This window comes from Streptomyces longhuiensis (assembly GCF_020616555.1).
In the GTDB taxonomy this organism is placed as follows: Bacteria; Actinomycetota; Actinomycetes; order Streptomycetales; family Streptomycetaceae; genus Streptomyces; species Streptomyces longhuiensis.
The window spans coordinates 5,485,461-5,501,610 of sequence record NZ_CP085173.1; the positions used below are offsets into that span (position 1 = coordinate 5,485,461).

General features: G+C 64.6%; 11 protein-coding genes and 3 rRNA genes. 13 read left to right on the forward strand and 1 reads right to left on the reverse strand.

What is annotated here, in order from left to right:
• The first annotated feature begins 32 nt into the window (after positions 1–32).
• On the forward strand, positions 33–1,004 hold the full coding sequence (locus LGI35_RS25420; protein ID WP_385127632.1) for a GlxA family transcriptional regulator: 972 nt from the start codon (positions 33–35) through the stop codon (positions 1,002–1,004).
• Between the two features lie 95 nt (positions 1,005–1,099).
• Here the strand turns inward: LGI35_RS25420 and trpS are convergent, their stop codons facing one another.
• Entirely contained in the window at positions 1,100–2,098 is a 999-nt protein-coding gene (trpS, locus tag LGI35_RS25425) for a tryptophan--tRNA ligase (protein WP_227296645.1), read from the reverse strand.
• Between the two features lie 872 nt (positions 2,099–2,970).
• Between trpS and LGI35_RS25430 the strand changes: the two genes are divergently transcribed.
• From LGI35_RS25430 to LGI35_RS25485, 12 genes are all read left to right on the forward strand, one after another.
• Positions 2,971–4,498 (forward strand): 16S ribosomal RNA (locus tag LGI35_RS25430).
• A 318-nt stretch (positions 4,499–4,816) separates the two neighbouring features.
• A 23S ribosomal RNA gene (locus LGI35_RS25435) occupies positions 4,817–7,939 on the forward strand.
• Positions 7,940–8,028: 89 nt separating this feature from the next.
• Positions 8,029–8,145: ribosomal RNA gene (gene rrf / locus LGI35_RS25440) — 5S ribosomal RNA — on the forward strand.
• Together the 16S, 23S and 5S rRNA genes form the textbook arrangement of a ribosomal RNA operon.
• Before the next feature lie 71 nt (positions 8,146–8,216).
• Positions 8,217–8,861, forward strand: a complete 645-nt coding sequence (locus LGI35_RS25445) for an HAD family hydrolase (protein WP_227296646.1) — start codon at positions 8,217–8,219, stop codon at positions 8,859–8,861.
• 137 nt (positions 8,862–8,998) lie between these two features.
• On the forward strand, positions 8,999–9,727 hold the full coding sequence (locus LGI35_RS25450) for a VC0807 family protein (RefSeq protein WP_227296647.1): 729 nt from the start codon (positions 8,999–9,001) through the stop codon (positions 9,725–9,727).
• 130 nt (positions 9,728–9,857) lie between these two features.
• A complete protein-coding gene (locus LGI35_RS25455; protein ID WP_227296648.1) occupies positions 9,858–11,072 on the forward strand; it encodes an MFS transporter in 1,215 nt (404 codons plus the stop codon).
• Positions 11,023–12,198, forward strand: a complete 1,176-nt coding sequence (locus LGI35_RS25460; protein ID WP_227296649.1) for an acetoin utilization protein AcuC — start codon at positions 11,023–11,025, stop codon at positions 12,196–12,198. The genes LGI35_RS25455 and LGI35_RS25460 overlap by 50 nt, the downstream gene beginning before the upstream one ends.
• A gap of 107 nt (positions 12,199–12,305) precedes the next feature.
• On the forward strand, positions 12,306–13,121 hold the full coding sequence (locus tag LGI35_RS25465; protein ID WP_227296650.1) for a phosphatase: 816 nt from the start codon (positions 12,306–12,308) through the stop codon (positions 13,119–13,121).
• 129 nt (positions 13,122–13,250) lie between these two features.
• Entirely contained in the window at positions 13,251–13,463 is a 213-nt protein-coding gene (locus tag LGI35_RS25470) for a helix-turn-helix domain-containing protein (protein ID WP_127832639.1), read from the forward strand.
• A gap of 120 nt (positions 13,464–13,583) precedes the next feature.
• Positions 13,584–13,682, forward strand: a complete 99-nt coding sequence (locus tag LGI35_RS25475) for a 30S ribosomal protein bS22 (RefSeq protein WP_003948845.1) — start codon at positions 13,584–13,586, stop codon at positions 13,680–13,682.
• A 276-nt stretch (positions 13,683–13,958) separates the two neighbouring features.
• Positions 13,959–15,020 (forward strand): NAD-dependent epimerase/dehydratase family protein, encoded by a 1,062-nt coding sequence (locus tag LGI35_RS25480; protein WP_116511381.1) that lies wholly within the window; start codon positions 13,959–13,961, stop codon positions 15,018–15,020.
• Positions 15,021–15,034: 14 nt separating this feature from the next.
• Positions 15,035–16,087 carry a lysophospholipid acyltransferase family protein gene (locus tag LGI35_RS25485; protein WP_227296651.1) on the forward strand — a complete coding sequence of 351 codons (1,053 nt, stop codon included), beginning with the start codon at positions 15,035–15,037 and terminating at the stop codon, positions 16,085–16,087.
• Positions 16,088–16,150: the final 63 nt, after the last annotated feature.

Consider the following 16,150-nt stretch of genomic DNA (forward strand, 5'->3'; position numbering starts at 1 on the left):
AACTGCGCACGCCGCCGCGCCCCACTCAGCGCATCGCCCTCCTCGCCTTCCGCGGCATCCGGGCCTTCGACGTCTCCGTCATCACCGAGGTCTGGGGCACCGACCGCACCGACCGCGGCGTCCCCGCCTTCGACCTGCGGCGCATCGCCGAAGACCCGGCACCTGTCCCCATGCGAGGCGGACTCACCCTCACCCCGGACCGCACCCTCACCTGGCTGACACGCCTCGCGCCGGCCACCGACTTGCTCGTCGTCCCCGGTCTCGACGACCACCTCACCCCCGCGCCCGAACCGGTCCTCGAGTCCCTGCGCCGCGCCCACGCCCGCGGCGTCACCATCGCGGCGCTCTGCGGAGGCGCCTTCACACTCGCCCAAGCCGGCCTACTGGACGGCCGCCGCGCGATCACGCACTGGAACCTCGTCGACCTGCTCCGCGCCCATCACCCCCTCGTCACTGTCGAACCCGACGCCCTCTTCATCGAGGACGACAACATCTGGACCGCCGCCGGGACAGCCGCCGGCATCGATCTCTGTCTGCACCTCGTCCGCAGGGCCCACGGGGCGGAGACCGCAGCCACCATCGCCCGATCGATGGTCACGGCCCCCTTCCGCACCGGAACGCAGGCCCAGTTCATCGAGCACCCCACGCCTCGAGCCGACCGCGACGCCGACGCCCTCACCTCCGTACGCGCATACGCACTCCAGCACCTCCACGAACGGCTCACCGTCGCCGGCCTCGCCGCCCGGGCCGGCATGTCCCCGCGCTCCTTCGCCCGTCACTTCACCGCAGCCACTGGCACCACCCCTCTGCGCTGGCTCCTGGACCAGCGCATGGCGGCAGCGCAGAAGCTCCTCGAACGCACCGACCTCCCCATGCCCGAGGTCGCACGCCGCGCGGGCTTCGGCAGCGAGGTCACGATGCGCCAGCACTTCGCATCGCGCCTCGCCACCAGCCCACGCTCCTACCGGGCCTCCTTCGCTCAGCGGCCCTTCACCCCTTCCTAGAAGCGCCTCTCCTAGAAGCACCCCTCCTGGGAACGCCCATCCAAGAAGGTGCCGCCCATAGGCACGCTCAGACAGGCCCCCTCAGACAGGGACGCTCAGGTGGGGGGAAGCAGCCCGATCGCCTGATAGGCGGCGTCCACGGTCGGCTTCGCCATCTCCCTCGCCCGCTCAGCTCCCCGCCGCAACACCTCCTCTACATACGCGGGATCCGCAACCAGCTCCTTGTGCCTCTTCTGCAGTGGTGCAAGAAGCTCCACCACGGCCTCCGCGGTCGCCCTCTTCAGCGCGCCATACGACTCATGTACACCGCTCAAGCCTTCCGGGTTCCCACCCTCACAAGCGGCCAGAATCTCCAGCAGGTTCGACACCCCGGGCTTGGCCTCGCGGTCGTACTCGACTTCCGTGCCGCTGTCCGTGACCGCCCGCAGGATCTTCTTCCGCACGACGTCCGGCTCGTCGAGGAGATAGACGATCCCGGCCCCGCTGTCATGCGACTTTCCCATCTTGGAAGTCGGGTCCTGGAGGTCCATGACCCGCGCCGCGACAGCGGGCGGCGTCGCCCGCGGCACCACGAACGTGTGCCCATACCGCTGGTTGAACCGCACCGCCAGATCTCGCGAGAGCTCGACGTGCTGCGTCTGGTCATCCCCCACAGGAACCTCGTCCGCCCCGTAAGCGAGGATGTCCGCCGCCATCAGCACCGGGTACGTCAGGAGCGACAGCCGCACGCTCCCGCCCCGCTCCCTCTCGCGGGCGGATTTCTCCTTGTACTGGATCATCCGCCGCATCTCGCCGTCCGTGGCGACGCACTCGAGCAGATACGACAGCCGGGCGTGCTCGTCCACATGACTCTGTACGAACACGGTGCACGCCTCGGGATCGAGCCCCGAGGCAAGCAACAGCGTCGCCGCCTGGTTACTGAGTCGCCGCACCCGCCCGGGATCGTGGTCCACGGTCAACGCGTGCAGATCGACGACGCTGAACAGCGCGTCAGCCCTGTGCTGATCGACTTCAGCCCACTGACGTACGGCGCCCAGATAGTTCCCGAGCGTCAGATGCCCGGTCGGCTTGACCCCGCTGAAGATTCGCGTCATTACTCCACCTCCTGGTCAGGACCGCCGCGTCCCGGCTGCCGGGTTCCGTGGTCTCCAGGAGGGAGATACAAGAACGGCCGCCGAGGCGGCGGCCGTTGGGTGCATGCTTCTGCCGGCCGCCGTCAGGCGGCCCACCACTGCTGGGTGTGCGCATGCGTAGTCACGAGCCCAAGACTAGACCTCACAGGCGTGAAGTTGACACTCCTGGGCCCGGTACGTAGTGTTCTCCGAGTTGCCCGACGTGAGCTCCGGTCCCTGACCGGTCCCCGGGTGGCCATTCCGCAAGAACCATTCAACGATCGATGTCGCGTCTTTCTGAGATGCGCCACGGCTCGTTTTCATGCGCCTTTGCGAAATGAGGAATCCGCGTTCGAAAGGACGCCCCCGATTAGCTCGGGAGCCAGGACTCCGCTAAAGTCTCACTCGTCGGAACGGCCCAACAGCCGCGAAGGCAAGCCCCGCTGACTGGGAATCAGGCCCGAAAGGATCTGATAGAGTCGGAACCGCCGGAAAGGGAAACGCGAAAAGCCGAAAGGCCGGAGCGGAAACCTGAAAGGCGCCGAGGAAATCGGACACGAAAGAGTCTGATAGAGTCGGAAACGCAAGACCGAAGGGAAACTGCCCGGAGGAAAGCCTGAGAGAGCCTCTCGGGTGAGTACAAAGGAAGCGTCCGTTCCTTGAGAACTCAACAGCGTGCCAAAAGTCAACGCCAGATTGACAACCCCGGCCCACTTTGTGGGTTGGAGGTTCCTTTGAAAAAGTCCTCACTCCCACACCGGGGTGAGGCGCACTAGCGAGGACGCAGTGAATCGTGGGGATTATTCCTCCCGACGGTTCCGCTCTCGTGGTGTAGTCCCGATTACGGGAAAACATTCACGGAGAGTTTGATCCTGGCTCAGGACGAACGCTGGCGGCGTGCTTAACACATGCAAGTCGAACGATGAAGCCCTTCGGGGTGGATTAGTGGCGAACGGGTGAGTAACACGTGGGCAATCTGCCCTGCACTCTGGGACAAGCCCTGGAAACGGGGTCTAATACCGGATAACACCCCCTCTCGCATGGGAGGGGGTTGAAAGCTCCGGCGGTGCAGGATGAGCCCGCGGCCTATCAGCTTGTTGGTGAGGTAGAAGCTCACCAAGGCGACGACGGGTAGCCGGCCTGAGAGGGCGACCGGCCACACTGGGACTGAGACACGGCCCAGACTCCTACGGGAGGCAGCAGTGGGGAATATTGCACAATGGGCGAAAGCCTGATGCAGCGACGCCGCGTGAGGGATGACGGCCTTCGGGTTGTAAACCTCTTTCAGCAGGGAAGAAGCGAAAGTGACGGTACCTGCAGAAGAAGCGCCGGCTAACTACGTGCCAGCAGCCGCGGTAATACGTAGGGCGCAAGCGTTGTCCGGAATTATTGGGCGTAAAGAGCTCGTAGGCGGCTTGTCACGTCGGTTGTGAAAGCCCGGGGCTTAACCCCGGGTCTGCAGTCGATACGGGCAGGCTAGAGTGTGGTAGGGGAGATCGGAATTCCTGGTGTAGCGGTGAAATGCGCAGATATCAGGAGGAACACCGGTGGCGAAGGCGGATCTCTGGGCCATTACTGACGCTGAGGAGCGAAAGCGTGGGGAGCGAACAGGATTAGATACCCTGGTAGTCCACGCCGTAAACGGTGGGAACTAGGTGTTGGCGACATTCCACGTCGTCGGTGCCGCAGCTAACGCATTAAGTTCCCCGCCTGGGGAGTACGGCCGCAAGGCTAAAACTCAAAGGAATTGACGGGGGCCCGCACAAGCAGCGGAGCATGTGGCTTAATTCGACGCAACGCGAAGAACCTTACCAAGGCTTGACATATACCGGAAAGCATCAGAGATGGTGCCCCCCTTGTGGTCGGTATACAGGTGGTGCATGGCTGTCGTCAGCTCGTGTCGTGAGATGTTGGGTTAAGTCCCGCAACGAGCGCAACCCTTGTTCTGTGTTGCCAGCATGCCCTTCGGGGTGATGGGGACTCACAGGAGACTGCCGGGGTCAACTCGGAGGAAGGTGGGGACGACGTCAAGTCATCATGCCCCTTATGTCTTGGGCTGCACACGTGCTACAATGGCAGGTACAATGAGCTGCGATGCCGCGAGGCGGAGCGAATCTCAAAAAGCCTGTCTCAGTTCGGATTGGGGTCTGCAACTCGACCCCATGAAGTCGGAGTTGCTAGTAATCGCAGATCAGCATTGCTGCGGTGAATACGTTCCCGGGCCTTGTACACACCGCCCGTCACGTCACGAAAGTCGGTAACACCCGAAGCCGGTGGCCCAACCCCCTTGTGGGGAGGGAGCTGTCGAAGGTGGGACTGGCGATTGGGACGAAGTCGTAACAAGGTAGCCGTACCGGAAGGTGCGGCTGGATCACCTCCTTTCTAAGGAGCACTTTGGCTGCCAGGTTTCACCTGGTGGTCCAAGAGCCATTTCGTCGGCAAATGTCCGACGGTGGTTGCTCAAGGGTGGAACGTTGACTATTCGACCGGGTTCTCGGGTCGGAGGCTGTGAGTACTGCTCTTCGGAGCGTGGAAAGCATGATCTCCGGGCGGAAGCGGGTCGGGCACGCTGTTGGGTGTCTGAAGGTACGGCCGATTGGTCGCCTTCAGTGCCGACCCCAGTGCACTCGAATCTGCTGGTTCGGGGTGATGGGTGGTTGGTCGTTGTTTGAGAACTGCACAGTGGACGCGAGCATCTGTGGCCAAGTTTTTAAGGGCGCACGGTGGATGCCTTGGCACCAGGAACCGATGAAGGACGTGGGAGGCCACGATAGTCCCCGGGGAGCCGTCAACCAGGCTTTGATCCGGGGGTTTCCGAATGGGGAAACCCGGCAGTCGTCATGGGCTGTCACCCATACCTGAACACATAGGGTATGTGGAGGGAACGCGGGGAAGTGAAACATCTCAGTACCCGCAGGAAGAGAAAACAACCGTGATTCCGGGAGTAGTGGCGAGCGAAACTGGATGAGGCCAAACCATATGCGTGTGATACCCGGCAGGGGTTGCGCATGTGGGGTTGTGGGATCTCTCTTTCACAGTCTGCCGGCTGTGAGACGAGTCAGAAACCGTTGATGTAGGCGAAGGACATGCGAAAGGTCCGGCGTAGAGGGTAAGACCCCCGTAGTCGAAACATCAGCGGCTCGTTTGAGAGACACCCAAGTAGCACGGGGCCCGAGAAATCCCGTGTGAATCTGGCGGGACCACCCGCTAAGCCTAAATATTCCCTGGTGACCGATAGCGGATAGTACCGTGAGGGAATGGTGAAAAGTACCGCGGGAGCGGAGTGAAATAGTACCTGAAACCGTGTGCCTACAAGCCGTGGGAGCGTCGCGCAAGGAACTTGTTCCTTGCGTCGTGACTGCGTGCCTTTTGAAGAATGAGCCTGCGAGTTTGCGGTGCGTTGCGAGGTTAACCCGTGTGGGGAAGCCGTAGCGAAAGCGAGTCCGAATAGGGCGATTCAGTAGCGCGCTCAAGACCCGAAGCGGAGTGATCTAGCCATGGGCAGGTTGAAGCGGAGGTAAGACTTCGTGGAGGACCGAACCCACCAGGGTTGAAAACCTGGGGGATGACCTGTGGTTAGGGGTGAAAGGCCAATCAAACTCCGTGATAGCTGGTTCTCCCCGAAATGCATTTAGGTGCAGCGTCGTGTGTTTCTTGCCGGAGGTAGAGCACTGGATAGGCGATGGGCCCTACCGGGTTACTGACCTTAGCCAAACTCCGAATGCCGGTAAGTGAGAGCACGGCAGTGAGACTGTGGGGGATAAGCTCCATGGTCGAGAGGGAAACAGCCCAGAGCATCGACTAAGGCCCCTAAGCGTACGCTAAGTGGGAAAGGATGTGGAGTCGCACAGACAACCAGGAGGTTGGCTTAGAAGCAGCCACCCTTGAAAGAGTGCGTAATAGCTCACTGGTCTAGTGATTCCGCGCCGACAATGTAGCGGGGCTCAAGCGTACCGCCGAAGTCGTGTCATTCCAGCATATAGGGCCAACGCCCGCTGGGATGGGTAGGGGAGCGTCGTGTGCCGGGTGAAGCAGCCGCGGAAGCGAGTTGTGGACGGTTCACGAGTGAGAATGCAGGCATGAGTAGCGATACACACGTGAGAAACGTGTGCGCCGATTGACTAAGGGTTCCTGGGTCAAGCTGATCTGCCCAGGGTAAGTCGGGACCTAAGGCGAGGCCGACAGGCGTAGTCGATGGATAACCGGTTGATATTCCGGTACCCGCTGTGAAGCGTCAAACATTGAATCAGGCGATGCTAAGTCCGTGAAGCCGTTCCGGACCCTTCGGGGAAAGGAAAGTGGTGGAGCCGACGGACCAGACTTGTAGTAGGTGAGTGATGGGGTGACGCAGGAAGGTAGTCCAGCCCGGGCGGTGGTTGTCCCGGGGTAAGGGTGTAGGCCGTGTGATAGGTAAATCCGTCACACATAAGGCTGAGACCTGATGCCGAGCCGATTGTGGTGAAGTGGATGATCCTATGCTGTCGAGAAAAGCCTCTAGCGAGTTTCATGGCGGCCCGTACCCTAAACCGACTCAGGTGGTCAGGTAGAGAATACCGAGGCGTTCGGGTGAACTATGGTTAAGGAACTCGGCAAAATGCCCCCGTAACTTCGGGAGAAGGGGGGCCATCACTGGTGAGAGGACTTGCTCCTCGAGCTGGGGGTGGCCGCAGAGACCAGCGAGAAGCGACTGTTTACTAAAAACACAGGTCCGTGCGAAGCCGTAAGGCGATGTATACGGACTGACGCCTGCCCGGTGCTGGAACGTTAAGGGGACCGGTTAGTGCACTTTCGGGTGTGCGAAGCTGAGAACTTAAGCGCCAGTAAACGGCGGTGGTAACTATAACCATCCTAAGGTAGCGAAATTCCTTGTCGGGTAAGTTCCGACCTGCACGAATGGCGTAACGACTTCTCGACTGTCTCAACCATAGGCCCGGTGAAATTGCACTACGAGTAAAGATGCTCGTTTCGCGCAGCAGGACGGAAAGACCCCGGGACCTTTACTACAGTTTGATATTGGTGTTCGGTTCGGCTTGTGTAGGATAGGTGGGAGACTTTGAACTCTGGACGCCAGTTCAGGGGGAGTCGTCGTTGAAATACCACTCTGGTCGTGCTGGATGTCTAACCTGGGTCCGTGATCCGGATCAGGGACAGTGTCTGATGGGTAGTTTAACTGGGGCGGTTGCCTCCTAAAGAGTAACGGAGGCGCCCAAAGGTTCCCTCAGCCTGGTTGGTAATCAGGTGTTGAGTGTAAGTGCACAAGGGAGCTTGACTGTGAGACCGACGGGTCGAGCAGGGACGAAAGTCGGGACTAGTGATCCGGCGGTGGCTTGTGGAAGCGCCGTCGCTCAACGGATAAAAGGTACCCCGGGGATAACAGGCTGATCTTCCCCAAGAGTCCATATCGACGGGATGGTTTGGCACCTCGATGTCGGCTCGTCGCATCCTGGGGCTGGAGTCGGTCCCAAGGGTTGGGCTGTTCGCCCATTAAAGCGGTACGCGAGCTGGGTTTAGAACGTCGTGAGACAGTTCGGTCCCTATCCGCTGTGCGCGTAGGAATATTGAGAAGGGCTGTCCCTAGTACGAGAGGACCGGGACGGACGAACCTCTGGTGTGCCAGTTGTCCTGCCAAGGGCATGGCTGGTTGGCTACGTTCGGAAAGGATAACCGCTGAAAGCATCTAAGCGGGAAGCCTGCTTCGAGATGAGTATTCCCACCCCCTTGAGGGGTTAAGGCTCCCAGTAGACGACTGGGTTGATAGGCCAGATCTGGAAGCCCGGTAACGGGTGGAGGTGACTGGTACTAATAGGCCGAGGGCTTGTCCTCAGTTGCTCGCGTCCACTGTGTTGGTTCTGAAACCACGAACAACCCCACGTTTGTCACAGAGCGTGGTGCGGTTGACAGTTTCATAGTGTTTCGGTGGTCATAGCGTGAGGGAAACGCCCGGTTACATTCCGAACCCGGAAGCTAAGCCTCACAGCGCCGATGGTACTGCAGGGGGGACCCTGTGGGAGAGTAGGACGCCGCCGAACTATTTTTGAAGAAAACCCCCGTAACGGATGAGAGTCCTGTTACGGGGGTTTTCTGCGTTTAGGGTCGAGCTATGCGATACGACTTGGTCATCTTCGACAACGACGGCGTTCTCGTCGACAGTGAGCCGATCTCCAACAAACTTCTCGCCGGCTATCTCACCGAACTCGGGCACCCCACCTCGTACGAGGATTCCCTCAGGGAGTACATGGGTTCTGCCATGCACCGCGTGCACGATCTTGTCGAGGAGCGGACCGGGCAGCGGCTGCCCGAGGACTTCGACGATGTTTTTCACGGGCGGGTGTTCGCCGCCTTCGAGCGGGAGCTGGAGCCCGTGCCCGGGGCCGTGGAGGTCGTGGAGAAGCTGGCCACCGATGGAGTGCCGTACTGCGTGGCCTCCTCGGGCAGTCATGAACGGATCCGCGTCGGGCATCGCAAGACCGGGCACGACAAGTGGTTCGATGACGGGCGGATCTTCAGTTCGCAGGATGTCGGGCGGGGGAAGCCGGCGCCGGATCTCTTCCTGTACGCGGCGCAGCGCATGGGGGTGGCGCCGGAGAGGTGCGCGGTCGTGGAGGACAGTCCGCTCGGCGTCCAGGCCGCCGTGGCCGCCGGGATGGACGTGTACGGGTTCACTGCCATGACGCCCGCGAGCCGGTTGAACGCGGCCACCGAACTGTTCGGCGACATGCGGGAGTTGCCTGACCTGCTCGCATGACATCTCCGTACGAGACGCCCTGACATTTGTCATCGCGAGCTCCGGACGATCGTTTCTGTTGGGCGGAGGGGGTCCTCCACGAAGCTGAGTACATCGAGAAACGGGACGTACACAGTGACGACGGAGGGAACCCGATCATGAGCCAGGTCGTTGTACAGACACCGGTCAAGTCCGCTGACGCGGCTGCCGCCCCGCAGAGCGACCGTGCGGCTCTCCTGGGGAGCCTCAAGCCGCTGATCGTGGACGTGGTCGTGCCGATGGCCTCGTACTACGTGCTGAGCAAGGCGTTCGGTATGAGCACGCTGGCTGCCCTGGGGTGGAGCAGTGTGCTGCCGGCGCTGCGGACCGTGTGGGGGGTGCTGCGGGATCGGCGGCTCAATGTGCTGGCCGGGGTCATCCTCGTCGTCAACATGGTGGGGCTGCTGCTGAGCACGGTGACGGGCGATCCCCGGCTGATGCTGGCCAAGGACAGTGGGATCAGCAGTGTCGTCGGCATCTCGATGCTGGTGTCGGTCGTGGCCGGCAAGCCGCTTCTCACGTCGGCGCTGAAGCCCTTCGTGACCAAGGGGGATGCCGGGCGGACCGCGGCCTGGGAGCGGCTGTCGGCGGAGCCGGGCCGCTTTGTGCGGGCCGAGCGCATGTTCACGGCGGTGTGGGGCCTGGCGCTGGTCACGGAGTGCGTGGTGCGGATCGTGGGGGCGTACACGCTGCCGGTCGACACGATGGTCTGGCTCGGCAATGTGATCATGGCGGGCGCTGTGCTCCTGGCCATCCGGTTCGGCGGGCGTCTGGCCGTGGGGCCGATGGAGCGGATGGTCGAGGAGGAGCTGGCGAGTGGCCGGGTTCAGGTGGAGCGCGTCGCCTGACACGGCTGAGGTACGTCCGCAGCGCAGACCTTCTTCCCGGTCGCCCGATGACGGCGGCCGGGAACTTTCGTTCGAGATGCGTCGAGATCTATCTACCCACGGGTAGCTCTGGGGCATACGCTGTGCGGCCATGACAGAAGTGCTGCGGCGTGGCAGAGGCTCGCTGGCGTTCAGTTTCTTGGTGCAGGGTGCCGCGTTCGCGCTCCTGGTGACTCGAATACCGGCCATCCAGGATCAGTACGGCATATCGGATGGGCTGTTGCCCGTCTTCCTCGCCGCGGTGCCGATCCTGGCCGGCGTCGGGAGCGTGTGTACCGAGAAGTTGGTCAAGAGGGTGCGGCCCAGCCGGGTCCTGCGGTGGTCGCAGCCGGTCGTGCTGCTGGCTCTGCTCGGCGTCGGGGCGGGGGACTCACTGTGGCAAGCGGCCCTGGCGCTGGGGGCGTTCGGGCTCGCGGTGGGTGCGCTGGACGCGTCCATGAACATGCTCGGGGTGAGCCTGCAGAGGGCGTACGGGCGCAGCATCATGCTCGGGTTTCATGCGGCGTACAGCCTGGGCGGGATCATGGGGGCGTCGCTCGCGTGGGTGGGGGCTCACTGGGAGCTCTCGCTGTTCGTGTCGTATCTGCCGGTGGTCGTGCTGCTGTTGCCGGCGGCGTTCGTGGGGAGTCGCTGGTACGTCGACGGGGAGAGCGGCGCCGGGCAGGGTGCTCAGGGCGCCTCGGGCGGCCCGGTGGTGTTCAAGCTGCTGTTGCCGCTGTGTCTGGTGATGACGTTCGCGTACATCGGGGATTCGACGGTCTCCAACTGGAGTGCGAAGTACCTCCAGGACGTGCTGGGCAGTTCGGAGCAGCTGTCGACGGTTCCGTACAACGTCTACATGGTGATGACGCTGGTGGGGCGGGCGCTCGGGGACCTTGGGGTGCGGCGGTTCGGGGCGGTCGTGGTCGTGCGGTTCGGGGCCGTGGTGGCGGCGCTCGGGTTCGCTGTCGTGGCGGTGGCGCCGGGGCCCTGGGTGGGGATGCTCGGGTTCACGCTGCTGGGGCTCGGGTTGTGCGTGATCGTGCCGCAGACGTTCGCCGCTGCGGGCAGGCTCTTCCCGAACGCTTCGGATTCGGCGATCGCCCGGCTGAATGTCTTCAACTACGTGGGCTTCCTGATCGGTTCGCCCCTTGTGGGCGCTCTGGGCGATGCGTGGAACTACCGGGGGGCGATGCTCGTTCCCATGGTGTTGGTGCTCGTGACACTCGTGTACGCCCGGTCCTTCGCCCCCGCGGCGGACCGATACGGTGACGGGCATGAGCGGCCGCGCACAGCTGATGTGGGACGAGGCAGTAACGGGCTATGACTTCGGCCCGGATCACCCGATGGATCCGGTCCGGCTGGCCCTGACGAGAAGTCTCGTCGGGGCTCTTGGGCTCGATCGTGAGGTGGACGTCGTCGCCGCCAAGCGGGCGGGTGAGTCGACGCTGCGGCTTGTGCACCGCGAGGACTACGTGGCGGCCGTCAAGGCCGCGTCCGCCGATCCGGCTTCGGCGGACGGGGCTTATGGGCTGGGGACGGTCGACGATCCTGCCTTCGCCGGCATGCACGATGTGTCGGCGATGATCGCCGGGCAGTCCGTGGGTGCGGCGGAGGCCGTGTGGCGGGGTGAGGCGCTGCACGCGGTGAACTTCGCGGGCGGGCTGCACCACGCGATGCCCGGGGGTGCTTCCGGGTTCTGTATCTACAACGACGCGGCGCTGGCCGTCGCTCGTCTTCTAGAGCTGGGTGCCGAGCGGGTCGCGTACGTGGATGTGGACGTACACCACGGGGACGGGGTGCAGGCGGCGTTCTGGGATGACCCGAGGGTGCTCACCATTTCGCTGCACGAGCATCCGCGGACGCTGTTTCCGCAGACCGGGTGGCCCGAGGAGACGGGGGCCGACGGTCCGGCGGAGGGGTCGGCGGTCAATGTGGCGTTGCCGGCGGGGACCGGGGACGCGGGATGGCTGCGTGCCTTTCACGCCGTCGTGCCCGAGTTGCTGGCGGAGTTCAGGCCGCAGGTCCTCGTGACGCAGCACGGGGCCGATACGCACTTCGAGGATCCGCTGGCGCATCTGGCGGTGTCGCTCGACGCGCAGCGCGCCGTGCAGGTCGCCTGTCATGAGCTGGCGCACGAGCATGCGGACGGGCGGTGGGTCGCGCTGGGCGGTGGCGGGTACGCCGTGGTGGACGTGGTGCCGCGGTCCTGGTCGCATCTGGTGGGGATCGCCGTCGGGCACGAGGTCGCGCCCGAGACGGTGATTCCGGAGAGCTGGCGGCAGGAAGTCTTCGCCAGGACTCGGCAGTTGGCCCCCACGCGGATGACGGACGGGCGGTGGCCGGTCTCGTACAAGGAGTGGGAGTCGGGGTACGACCCGGCGGACCGGCTCGACCAGGCGGTTCTGGCGACTCGGCGTGCGGTGTTCCCGCTGCGCGGGCTGTTGCCGTAGCGGTGTGGGGGCGGGCGGCCCATGAGAGTACGAGGCGTTACGCCAAGTGTGGGGTGTTTTCGGGGTTTTAGGGGTGGCAGGGACCCCAATGCGCCAGCATCACACGGGTGTTGAGCACCGGAGCGCTGCGTGCGCATCTGCTGGCCGCCCATCTGGCCGGGCCCGTTGCGACCTCCCGTGAGGCGAGTCTGCGCAGCTATCGGCTCTTCGCGGCCAGGGATCCCCGGATACTTCTGGGCCTCGACCCGGAGTGGAGCTGGGGGCAGCGGGATCTGCTGGCGCTGATGGCCGACAAGTGCGGGGTGTCGGGCGATCCGGGGGACACCTCGGGGTTCGACGTGATCGATCCGGAGCGGACGCTGGCCGCGCTCGACGCGTTCGCGAAGCGGCTCGGTGAGGCCGCGCGGGGTCGTGTCCCGGTGCTGTTCGGGACGGGGCACCCGCATCGACTCCTCGGCTTCTACGCCGCGTTGGCGGACGCCCTGTCGGCGGCGGGATGTCCCGTCCTCACTCCCGCGCAGGGTGAGAGTGTCGACATAACGACCCGGTTCGGTCTACGTACGTACGACCTCGACTACGTCCGTGGAGTCGCGCTGGTGCGGGAACCCGGCGCGCGTGAGCCGGGGAGTGAGACCGGCGCACACACCCACTCGCCCCTCCCGGTTCGCACGGTGCTCGAGGCCGCCGCGCAGGCCGGCGGGCCGCTGCCGGAGTTGGTCGTGGGTGACCACGGATGGGTCTGCGGTGCAGGTCAGTTGGGGTTCGATGCCATCGGGCTCGCGGATACGGATGATCCCGCGCTGTTCGTGGGGGAGGCCGAGGGGCAGGTGTCCGTAGTCGTTCCGCTTGATGACGCTGTGCGGTCTGATTACTACCGACCGCTTACTCGCTATGTACTCAATCGAGCGTGTCTGTCACAGTAGGCGGCCATCCGCTGCTCCTCTTCCCCACTCGCACCACACGCCCCTAGTCTGGGGAGTGAGCACGCAACGACGTTGAGTCACCGGAAGGGGAAGCCGGTGGCCGTCGAGTGCGGAAGGTTCAGGTGTGTCATGGCTGCTGGTGAGAGTAGGCCTCTGAACGAGGTGCAGTTCCTGACCGTGGCGGAAGTCGCCTCGGTGATGCGAGTCTCGAAGATGACCGTGTACCGGCTGGTGCACAGTGGTCATCTGCCCGCGATCCGGGTCGGAAGGTCTTTCCGAGTCCCGGAACAAGCGGTTCACGAGTACCTCCGCGAGTCCTACGTGGGGGTGGGAACAGCCTGACGGCATCCTCCGGGATCCCTCGATTACAGGCTCAGCGCTGGGCCGGGTAGGCTAGGCCGACGTAGGTCGTGTGGGCCCAGACGCCCCGCACCGAGTGAAGAGAAGTGAGCGAGGGTAGTCGTGGGCTCTGTTATCAAGAAGCGGCGTAAGCGGATGGCCAAGAAGAAGCACCGCAAGCTGCTGAAGCGCACCCGCGTGCAGCGTCGCAACAAGAAGTAGGCGACCGCTGCAACAAGCGCGCTCTGTGGCCCCTCCACCGTCCGGTGGAGGGGCCACAGTCGTTCCTCGGGCCTTATGAGGCCGATTTCGCAGGGTTGTGTGGGAGCGTAGGGCCACGTCCCGGCGACCTCGGTCTGTACGTACGTCTGTGGCTGTCGTCACTTCCTGCATCGCGCGGTCATCACAGCGCAACATCGACCCGCTAACGTGGCGGCGAGAGCCAGGTGGTGCGGAACTGGGGCGCGGCAGGGCTGCGACGGAAGGTAGGCGCTGATCTTGGGCAAGGTCGTGCTCGTGACCGGGGTGGCCCGGCAGCTCGGGGGCCGTTTCGTACGACGCATCCAGCGTGATCCCGAGGTGGACCGGGTGATCGCTGTGGACGCGGTGGCGCCCGCGCATCATCTGGGGGGTGCCGACTTCCTCCAGGCGGACATAAGGCAGCCGGCGATCGCCCGGGTGCTCGCGGAGCACTCCGTCGACACGGTCGTCCACCTGGACGTCACCGGCACCCCGCTGGCCAGCGGCGGCCGGGGCTCCGTCAAGGAGACCAACGTCATCGGCACGATGCAGCTGCTCGGCGCGTGCCAGAAGTCGCCGGCGGTCAAGCGGCTCGTGGTGAAGTCCAGTACGAACGTGTACGGGTCCGCGCCGCGCGACCCGGCCGTGTTCACCGAGACGACGCCGCCCAAGTCGCTGCCCAGCGGTGGCTTCGCCAAGGACACCGTGGAGGTCGAGGGGTACGTGCGCGGGTTCGCCCGGCGTCGGCCCGATGTCGCGGTGTGCGTGCTGCGGTTCGCGAACATCCTCGGTCCCGCCGCCGATTCGCCGCTCGCCGAGTACTTCTCACTGCCGGTCCTGCCGACCGTCCTCGGCTATGACCCGCGGCTGCAGTTCGTGCACGAGGACGATGTCATCGAGGTGCTCCGGATCGCGTCGCACGAGCCGGCGCGGGGGACGCTCAACAGCGGCACGTTCAATGTCGCCGGTGACGGCGTGCTGCTCCTGTCGCAGTGCTCGCGCCGGCTCGGTCGGCCGACGGTGCCGGTCTTCCTGCCGGCCGTGACCTGGGTGGGATCGGCCCTGCGTACGCTGGGCGCGACGGACTTCTCGCCCGAGCAGATCAGGCTGCTCACGCACGGGCGGGTCGTGTCGACCGCACAGATGCGCGAGACACTGGGCTATCGGCCCGAGTACACGACGGCGGAGACCTTCGCGGAGTTCGTCCGTGGCCGTGGGCCCGGACTTCTGCCGCCGGAGGCCCTCGCGGGGGCCGTCGACCGGATCGCCTCGCTGCCCTTCCTGGGCGGCGGCCACCCCCCGACGCAGAGCGCCAGCTGAGGAGCGCATCAACGATGGCGGATGCCAAGGTCATTCCGTTCGACGACGACCGGTCGCGGGCCGGCGCCGGCAAGGTGGTTCCGCGCCGCCGTGGCGCGAGCGGCCGGCGCAGGGGCGAGCCCGCGGCCGTACGCGAGGTCGCGCCGCTGCCCGGGCAGCAGGACCACGAGCCGTCACCGCCGGCCGCCGCGCGGGAGCCGGATCCGCGGGAGCGGCCGCAGGCCGGCGGCGGCCTGGACCGGCGCATCGCGGGCGGCCTGGCGTTCCTGCGACGGCGCCTGACGGGCGATTACGACGTCGACGAGTTCGGCTACGACAAGGAACTCACCGACCAGGTCCTGATGTCCCTGGTGCGGCCCCTGTACGAGAAGTACTTCCGGGTGGAAGTGAAGGGCATCGAGAACATCCCGGCGGACGGCGGTGCGCTGATCGTCGCCAATCACTCGGGGACGCTGCCGCTGGACGGCGTGATGATGCAGGTCGCCGTGCACGACAACCATCCGCAGAACCGGCATCTGCGACTCCTGGCCGCGGACCTCGTGTTCATGCTGCCGGTGGTCAACGAGCTGGCGCGCAAGGCCGGCCACACGCTGGCCTGTGCGGAGGACGCGCAGCGGCTTCTGGAGCGTGGCGAGCTGGTCGGGGTGATGCCGGAAGGGTTCAAGGGCATCGGCAAGCCGTTCAGCGAGCGCTACAAGCTCCAGCGGTTCGGGCGTGGCGGCTTCGTCTCGACGGCGCTGAAGGCCGGCACGCCGATCGTGCCGTGCTCGATCGTCGGGGCGGAGGAGATCTACCCGATGATCGGCAACGCGAAGACGCTGGCGCGGCTCCTCGGCTTCCCGTACTTCCCGATCACGCCGACGTTCCCGTGGCTCGGTCCGCTGGGTGCGGTGCCGTTGCCGACGAAGTGGACGATCCAGTTCGGCGAGCCGATCCCGACGGACGGCTTCCCGCCGGAGGCGGCCGAGGATCCGATGCTGATGTTCAACCTGACGGACCAGGTGCGGGAGCAGATCCAGCACACGCTGTACAAGCTGCTGGTGCAGCGGAGGTCTGTGTTCTTCTGAGGCCGGCTGCGGTCCGTGGGAAGGGGCCCTGAGGACTGGGGACGCAGAGACGTAGGGAACATA

Coding starts and splice junctions, on each gene's coding strand:
- trpS (WP_227296645.1), bottom strand. CDS start 2,098: ATGACGCGAATCTTCAGCGGGGTCAAGCCGACCGGGCATCTGACGCTC.
- LGI35_RS25445 (WP_227296646.1), top strand. CDS start 8,217: ATGCGATACGACTTGGTCATCTTCGACAACGACGGCGTTCTCGTCGAC.
- LGI35_RS25450 (WP_227296647.1), top strand. CDS start 8,999: ATGAGCCAGGTCGTTGTACAGACACCGGTCAAGTCCGCTGACGCGGCT.
- LGI35_RS25455 (WP_227296648.1), top strand. CDS start 9,858: ATGACAGAAGTGCTGCGGCGTGGCAGAGGCTCGCTGGCGTTCAGTTTC.
- LGI35_RS25460 (WP_227296649.1), top strand. CDS start 11,023: ATGAGCGGCCGCGCACAGCTGATGTGGGACGAGGCAGTAACGGGCTAT.
- LGI35_RS25470 (WP_127832639.1), top strand. CDS start 13,251: ATGGCTGCTGGTGAGAGTAGGCCTCTGAACGAGGTGCAGTTCCTGACC.
- LGI35_RS25485 (WP_227296651.1), top strand. CDS start 15,035: ATGGCGGATGCCAAGGTCATTCCGTTCGACGACGACCGGTCGCGGGCC.